Genomic DNA, 5414 nt, shown 5'->3' on the forward strand with positions numbered 1-5414 from the left:
CCCGCGCAACGCCCGCGCCACCGGTGCGTGCGTGGCGGGTGCGGCGTGCAGCAGTACCGAGGTCGCCAGCACGGCACTGCCGAGGTAGGGCAGCGGCGCGGCCGAGCGCCCCAGTTCCTCCAGCACCACGGCGGTCTCGCGGGTGGTGGCGCCCTGCCCGCCGAATTCCTCGGGCACGTGCAGGCCCGCGAGGCCCAGCTCGGCGGCCAGCGTCCGCCACAGCGCCGGGTCGTAGGGCTCGGCGCGTTCCAGGCGCTCGGCGAGCGCGGTGGGCGGGCAGTGGTCGGTCAGCAATCCGGCCACGCTGGCGCGCAGGTCCCTTTCCACATCGGAGTAGAGCAGGTCCGGGGTGCTCATCGGGGCAGGTCCTTCCAGGCGATGTCGGTGTCGACGCGCGGCTCGGACGGCAGCCCGAGCACTCGTTCGGCGATCACGTTGCGCAGGATCTCCGAGGTGCCGCCCTCGATCGAGTTGCCCTTGGCGCGCAGGTACCGGTACCCGGCCTCCCGGCCGAGGAAGTCCACCAGCTCCGGCCTGCGCATCGTCCAGTCGTCGTAGCGCAGTCCCCGCTCGCCGAGCAACTCCAGCTCCAGTCCGGACAGCGCCTGCGACAGGCGCGCGAAGGCCAGCTTCATGCCCGCGCCCTCGGGCCCGGGAGACCCGACCGCGAGCTGCTGGCGCAGCCGGGCCCCGGCGAGCCGGAACGCCTCCTGCTCCACCCACAGCCGCAGCAGGCGTTCGTGCAGCTCGGGCGTGCGCAGTTCCGGGTGCTCGCGCCAGGTCCGCAGGACCCTGCCGAGCATCCCGCCCTCGCGGGGCATGGCGTTGCCGCCGATGGCCACGCGCTCGTTGTTCAGGGTGAAGGTGGCCACCTTCCAGCCCTCGCCGACCTCGCCGAGCCGCTGGGAGTCGGGAACGCGCACGCCGGTGAGGAAGACCTCGTTGAACTCGGCCTCCCCGGTGATCTGGCGTAGCGGGCGGACCTCGACGCCCGGCGCGGTCATGTCGCAGACGAAATAGGTCATGCCCCGGTGCTTGGGCACGTCCGGATCGGTGCGGGCGAGAAGGATCGCCCACCGCGCCGTGTGGGCGGTGGAGGTCCACACCTTCTGCCCGGTGACGAGCCAGTCACCGTCGTCGCCGCGCACGGCCCGGGTGGCCAGCGCCGCGAGGTCCGAGCCCGCGCCCGGCTCGCTGAACAACTGGCACCACACCTCCTCGCCCGTCCACAATGGCGGCAGGAACCGCGCGCGCTGCTCGGCGGTGCCGAACCGCAGGATCGTCGGCGCCGCCATGCCCAGACCGATGCCGTTGCGGCGCGGGTTGTTGTCCGGCGCGCCCGCGGCGGCCAGCTCCGCCTCGACCACGCCCTGCAACTCGCGCGGCGCGCCCAGCCCGCCGAGCCCTTCGGGATAGTTCACCCAGGCCAGTCCCGCGGCGAAGCGTGCCCGCAGGAACTCGAGCCGGTCGGTGGTGGCCGGGTCGTGGTCGGCCAGCAGTGTCCGGACCCGCGCGCGCAGGTCCTCGGCGTCCGGTGTCGGCTCGCTCATCAGAGGTAGCCCTTCAGCTCGCGTCGGGCCAGCGACCGCTTGTGCACCTCGTCGGGTCCGTCGGCGAACCGCAGGGTCCGCACCGACGCCCACAGTGAGGCGAGCGGGGTGTCCTGACTGACCCCGGCCGCGCCGTGAGCCTGGATGGCCTTGTCGAGAATCCACTCCACGGTGCGGGGCGTGGCGATCTTGATGGCCTGGATCTCGGTGTGCGCGCCCTTGTTCCCCGCGGTGTCCATCAGCCAGGCGGTCTTGAACACGAGCTGCCGCAGTTGCTCGACCCGCACCCGCGACTCGGCGATCCAGTCCTGCACCACGCCCTGCTCGGCCAGCGGTTTGCCGAAGGCCACGCGCGAGACCGTGCGGCGGCACATCAGCTCGATCGCCCGCTCGGCCATGCCGATGGCCCGCATGCAGTGGTGGATGCGGCCAGGGCCGAGCCGTGCCTGCGCGATGGCGAACCCGTCGCCCTCGCCGCCGATCAGGTTCTCCGCAGGCACCCGGACCCCGTCGAAGACGACTTCGGCGTGGTCGCTGAAACGCTCGTCGCCGTAGCCGAACACGGTCATACCGCGCCGCACGTCGACGCCCGGGGTGTCCCTCGGTACCAGGACCATGCTCTGCTGCCGGTGTGGCTCGGCGTCCGGGTCGGTCTTGCCCATCACGATCAGCACGGCACAGCGTGGGTCCATCGCACCGGAGATGAACCACTTGCGGCCGGTGATGACGTAGGAGTCGCCGTCCCGCTGGATGCGGGTGGCGATGTTGCGCGCGTCGGAGGAGGCCACGTCCGGTTCGGTCATGGCGAAGGCCGAGCGGATCTCGTCGGCGAGCAGTGGCTCCAGCCAGCGCTCGCGCTGCCGTCGGCTGCCGAATTCCGCCAGCACCTCCATGTTGCCCGTGTCGGGTGCCGCGCAGTTGAGCGCGGCGGGGGCGAGGTGCGGGCTGCGGCCGGTGATCTCGGCCAACGGGGCGTACTGCGCGTTGGTCAGTCCGGCGCCCAGTTCGCCCGGCAGGAAGAAGTTCCACAACCCGCGCCTGCGCGCCTCAGTCTTGAGCTCGGCCAGCACCGGAGGCGTGGTCCCCGGCGGATCGGCGGCCCTGGCCTGCTGTTCGTACACCTCCTCTGCGGGGTAGACGTGCTCGTCCATGAACGCCGTGAGCGTGGCGCGGTAGGCCTCGGTCGTGGCGTCGAAGGCGAAATCCATGGTCAGTCCTCCTCGATGACGGCGTTGCCGCGTGCCACGAGCGGTGCGACTCCCGCGCCGATCGTGTCGAAACCCTCGCCGACGGTCTGGCCCTGGCTGAACCGGTAGTAGATGCCTTCGAGGATCACCGCGAGCTTGAAGAAGGCGAATCCCACGTACCAGTTCAGCGCCGAGGTGTCGCGCCCGGAACGGGCGGTGTAGCGGGCGACGAGCTCGTCGGTGCCCGGGTAGCCGGGCGCCTCGGTCACGTCGCTGACGTGCTCGCCCAGCGCCTGCCGTTCGGAGTAGGCCACCATCAGCGCCACGTCGGTGAGCGGATCGCCCAGTGTGGACATCTCCCAGTCGAGCACGGCGGTGATGGCGTCGTCGTCGCCGACGAGCACGTTGTCCAGCCGGTAGTCGCCGTGCACGATCGCCGGTTCCGGGGAGGCCGGCTGCCGTGCGGCGAGCCGCTCGTGCAGCCTGTCGATGCCCGGGATGTCGCGGCTGCGCGAACCTTCGAGCTGCTTGGCCCAGCGGCGCAACTGCCTGTCCAGATACCCCTCCGGGCGTCCGAAGTCGGCGAGCCCGACCGAGGTGAAGTCCACCGCGTGCAGGTCGGCCAGGGTGTCGATCAGGGCGCAGGCGATGCCGCGCGTGCGCTCGGGACCGCGCACGGCGAGCTCGTCCGCGCGGCGGAACGGCGTGCCCTCGACGTGGTCCATGACGTAGAACCGCGCGCCGAGCACGGACTCGTCGGTGCACAGCAGTACCGTCGGCGGCACGGGCACGGCCGTGGGCCCGAGCGCGCTCAGCACGCGGTGCTCGCGGGTCATGTCGTGGGCGGTGGGCAGCACGTGGCCCAACGGCGGACGGCGCACGACCCAGCGGTGTGTGCCGTCGCCGACCACGTAGGTCAGGTTGGAACGCCCGCCCTCGATCACCTGGGCGGTCAGCGGTCCGGTCACCAGCCCGGGCCGCTCGTGGTCGAGGTACTCGCGCAACCGCGCCAGGTCCAGTCCCGGCGGGTTCGGCTCACTCATAGGACCTCCTCGGGCCCCGGTGCCCGGCCCGGGCGGGCGGGCCGGTGGTGTGCCGAACCGCGCGCCGCGCCGGGCGGAGAACCGGTGCGCCGGTGTCAGGGGACCAGCAGCCCCACGGTTTCGGCGACACACGCGGGCTTGGCCTCGCCCTCGATCTCGAGGGTCCACGCCACGACGGCCTGCTTGCCCTGCTGCGCCTCGGTGACCCGCACGAGCTCGGCGCTGGCCCGGATGCGCGAGCCGACCCGCACCGGCTGCGGGAACCGCACCTTGTTGACGCCGTAGTTGACGCCCATGCTCAGGCCCTCGACGCGGTAGACCTCCGCGCCGAGCTTCGGCAGCAGCGACAGGGTGAGGTAACCGTGGGCGATGGGGCCGCCGAACGGTCCCGCCGCCGCGCGCTCGGGGTCCACGTGGATCCACTGGTGGTCTCCCGTGGCGTCGGCGAACAGGTTCACCTGCTCCTGGGTCACCGTGTGCCAGGGGCCGGTGCCGAGGTGCTCGCCGACGGCGGCCTCCAGTTCGGCGAGGTCGGCGAAGACGCGGGTGCCGCTCATGCCTTCGGGCCTCCCGCCACGTAGATCACCTGGCCGGAGACGAACGAGGCGTCGTCGCTGACCAGGAACGAGACCACGCCCGCGATGTCGGACGGCTGGCCGACCCGGCGCACCGGGATCTGCTCCGCCGCGCCCTTCTTGAACTCCTCGAAGGGCACGCCGACCCGCTCGGCGGTGGCCGCGGTCATCTCGGTCTCGATGAACCCGGGGGCGATCGCGTTGGCGGTGACGCCGAACTTGCCCAGCTCGATCGCCAGGGTCTTCGTGAAGCCCTGGAGACCGGCCTTGGCCGTCGAGTAGTTGGCCTGTCCGCGGTTGCCCAGTGCCGAGGTGCTGGACAGGTTCACCACGCGGCCCCACTTCTGCTCGGTCTGGTGCCGCTGCACGGCCCGGCTCATGAGGAAGGAGCCGCGCAGATGCACGCCCATCACCGAGTCCCAGTCGGACTCGCTCATCTTGAACAGCAGGTTGTCCCGCGTGATCCCGGCGTTGTTCACCAGTACGGTCGGCGGCCCCAGCTCGGTGGCCACGGTCTCGACCGCGGAGTCCACCTGCTCGGCGTCACTGATGTCGAGCCCGACACCGATCGCCCGGCCCCCGTCGGCGGTGATCGCCTCGGCCCCGGCCGTGGCCCCGGCCTCGTCCAGGTCGAACAGGGCGACGGCGAAGCCGTCGGAGGCCAGTCGCCGCGCGACGGCGGCGCCGATGCCCCGGCCTGCTCCGGTCACGATCGCGACGCGGGGAGAAGAGTCGGTCACGTGCGTTCCTCCTCGTCGAGTAGGCAAGTGCTGCGCGAGTAAGCGTGCGCTTAGTAACCTACCAGGCGACCGGGCGGTGCGGGGGCGGTATCGGCCACGCGAATCAGACCGGGCGCCAGCGACAGCACGGCCAGTACCTCGGTGGCCGCCATCGACCGCTCGACCAGGCCCAGCGGGATCGCCCGCCACCACGGCGTGCCGCCTGCTAGCTCCAGTACCACGGCGCCGAGGATCACGCCGAACCACGCCAGCGACGCCGCCGCGAGCAGCCGTGCGACCGCGCGGCGGCCGGGGGAGCGCGGGTACACCGCGCGGGACG

Annotated in this window: 6 protein-coding genes and 1 pseudogene; all 7 read right to left on the reverse strand. The window is 72.1% G+C overall.

Translation table 11 applies throughout. The features are described from left to right. Window positions 1-357: acyl-CoA dehydrogenase family protein (locus tag SACSA_RS0107820; protein ID WP_028661664.1), on the reverse strand; the 357-nt coding region annotated here is incomplete at its 3' end. Further along, window positions 354-1550, reverse strand: coding sequence for an acyl-CoA dehydrogenase family protein (locus tag SACSA_RS0107825; protein WP_019814824.1), 1197 nt, complete (start codon window positions 1548-1550; stop codon window positions 354-356). The genes SACSA_RS0107820 and SACSA_RS0107825, both read right to left, overlap by 4 nt. Continuing rightward, window positions 1550-2758, reverse strand: coding sequence for an acyl-CoA dehydrogenase family protein (locus tag SACSA_RS0107830; protein WP_019814825.1), 1209 nt, complete (start codon window positions 2756-2758; stop codon window positions 1550-1552). The genes SACSA_RS0107825 and SACSA_RS0107830 overlap by 1 nt, the downstream gene beginning before the upstream one ends. A gap of 2 nt (window positions 2759-2760) precedes the next feature. Next, a complete protein-coding gene (locus SACSA_RS0107835; protein ID WP_019814826.1) occupies window positions 2761-3780 on the reverse strand; it encodes a phosphotransferase family protein in 1020 nt (339 codons plus the stop codon). A gap of 95 nt (window positions 3781-3875) precedes the next feature. Then, the gene (locus tag SACSA_RS0107840) at window positions 3876-4337 is read right to left on the reverse strand and encodes a MaoC family dehydratase (protein ID WP_019814827.1); all 462 of its coding nucleotides are present in this window, start codon (window positions 4335-4337) and stop codon (window positions 3876-3878) included. Beyond that, complete coding sequence (gene fabG, locus SACSA_RS0107845) at window positions 4334-5095, reverse strand: 3-oxoacyl-ACP reductase FabG (protein WP_019814828.1); 762 nt, start codon at window positions 5093-5095, stop codon at window positions 4334-4336. Before fabG ends, SACSA_RS0107840 begins: the two co-directional genes overlap by 4 nt. A gap of 50 nt (window positions 5096-5145) precedes the next feature. Next, window positions 5146-5414: pseudogene (locus tag SACSA_RS22005) on the reverse strand (DUF998 domain-containing protein); the annotation flags it as partial.

It is taken from the genome of Saccharomonospora saliphila YIM 90502 (genome assembly GCF_000383795.1).
Taxonomy (GTDB): domain Bacteria; phylum Actinomycetota; class Actinomycetes; order Mycobacteriales; family Pseudonocardiaceae; genus Saccharomonospora; species Saccharomonospora saliphila.

Bases quoted from the DNA above. Each gene is read 5' to 3' on its own strand.
- SACSA_RS0107825 (WP_019814824.1), bottom strand. From the start codon at position 1,550: ATGAGCGAGCCGACACCGGACGCCGAGGACCTGCGCGCGCGGGTCCGG.
- SACSA_RS0107830 (WP_019814825.1), bottom strand. From the start codon at position 2,758: ATGGATTTCGCCTTCGACGCCACGACCGAGGCCTACCGCGCCACGCTC.
- SACSA_RS0107835 (WP_019814826.1), bottom strand. From the start codon at position 3,780: ATGAGTGAGCCGAACCCGCCGGGACTGGACCTGGCGCGGTTGCGCGAG.
- SACSA_RS0107840 (WP_019814827.1), bottom strand. From the start codon at position 4,337: ATGAGCGGCACCCGCGTCTTCGCCGACCTCGCCGAACTGGAGGCCGCC.